Annotated in this window: 1 protein-coding gene; it reads left to right on the top strand. The window is 49.6% G+C overall.

The window, feature by feature from the left end; translation table 11 throughout:
* The coding region (locus VJL_RS17150) for a T1SS-143 repeat domain-containing protein (protein WP_038879769.1) at nucleotides 1–1,804 on the top strand (1,804 nt) is incomplete at both ends.

The following is a 1,804-nucleotide window of genomic DNA, read 5'->3' as shown; positions in this document are numbered from 1 at the left end:
CCAACCATCACCGACGTAGACGCGATCCGTGTGGATGAAGATGACTTAGCGACGATTGGCTCTGACGGCTCAGATCCAATTTCAATCGATGGCAACTTTACTACAACGCAAGGCTCTGATGGGGTAGTAAGCTACCAATTAGATGCTGCTGCAACGCCAGTTAATGGTCTAACATCGCAAGGTGTGGCAGTGACCCTGACTGAAACTGCAAACGGTGATGGTAGCTTCACTTACCAAGCGACGGCAGGTACTGAATCGGTCTTCACGCTAACAGTAAATACGGATGGCTCATACAACTTCACGCTTCAAGGTCCAATCGACCATGCGACCGACAGTGATGAGCTAACGTTGAACTTCCCAATCATCGCGACGGATTTTGATGGTGATACCACGACAGAAACGATCCCGGTCACCATCGTGGACGATAAGCCGGTTATTACTGACGTCGACGCCATTACGGTTGATGAAGATGATTTAGGCACGATTGGTTCGGATCAGACTGACCCGATTTCCATTGATGGCAACTTCACCACCACACAAGGCTCGGACCGAGTGGTGAGTTATCAGCTTGACGCGTCTGCAACACCAGTGGCTGGCCTTACATCACAAGGCGTGGCAGTCACGCTAACTGAAACCGCAAACGGTGATGGCAGCTTTACCTATAAAGCAACAGCGGGTAGTGAAGCGGTCTTTACGCTGATAGTGAATACTGATGGCTCTTATAACTTCACGCTTGAAGGGCCAATCGACCACGCAGTAGATAGCGATGAGTTAACGCTCAACTTCCCAATCATCGCGACCGACTTTGATGGCGACACCACTAACGCCACTATCCCAGTAACGATCGTCGACGATAAGCCAGTTATTACTGACGTAGATGCCATTACGGTTGATGAAGATGATCTAGCTTCGATTGGCTCAGACCAAAGCAATCCTATTTCTATTGATGGTAGCTTTACTACCACACAAGGCTCTGACCGAGCAGTGAGCTACCAACTTGATGCTTCTGCAACCCCAGTCGACGGTTTAATGTCGCAGGGTGTAGCGGTCACGCTAACAGAAACAGCAAACGGTGATGGCAGCTTTACCTACGAAGCAACAGCGGGCTCTGAAGCGGTCTTTACGCTGATTGTGAATACTGATGGCTCTTATAACTTTACGTTAGAAGGTCCAATTGATCACGCGGTGGATAATGATGAGCTGACACTTAAATTCCCAATTATCGCAACCGACTTTGATGGCGACACCGTCACAGAAACCATTTCAGTCACGATTGTTGATGATGTGCCTACCATCACAGCGGTGGATGCGTTAAGTGTCGATGAAGATGATCTTAGCGGTGTGGGTTCCGACCCTGGCGGCGATCTGTTCGTTGAAGGCGCGTTTACTACCACACAAGGCTCTGATCGAGTGGTGAGCTATCAACTGGATTCAACCGCTGATCCTGTTGCGGGGCTAACGTCTCAGGGTGAGGCGATTACCTTGGTGGAAACCGCGAATGGTGACGGCAGCTTTACTTATGTTGCGACCGCTGACGGTAATCCTGTCTTCACGTTAAACGTAGCAACAGATGGTACGTACGACTTTACGCTGCAAGGCCCGATTGACCATGCCGCTAACAGCGATAGCCTGACGATTGATTTCCCAATTATTGCCACCGACTTTGATGGTGATACGACTTCGGCGACCATTCCAGTCACGATCACGGATGATGCGCCAATCATCGATAATGTTGTGCCTCTGGCTGTAGACGAAGATGATTTATCAGGCATTGGCTCAGACCAAACTGACGCTGTGTTTGTTG

The organism is Vibrio jasicida CAIM 1864 = LMG 25398 (genome assembly GCF_000400365.1).
Lineage (GTDB): Bacteria > Pseudomonadota > Gammaproteobacteria > Enterobacterales > Vibrionaceae > Vibrio > Vibrio jasicida.
Note: the sequence above shows the minus strand (reverse complement) of the source record. Positions and strands in the feature narration are given on the sequence as shown.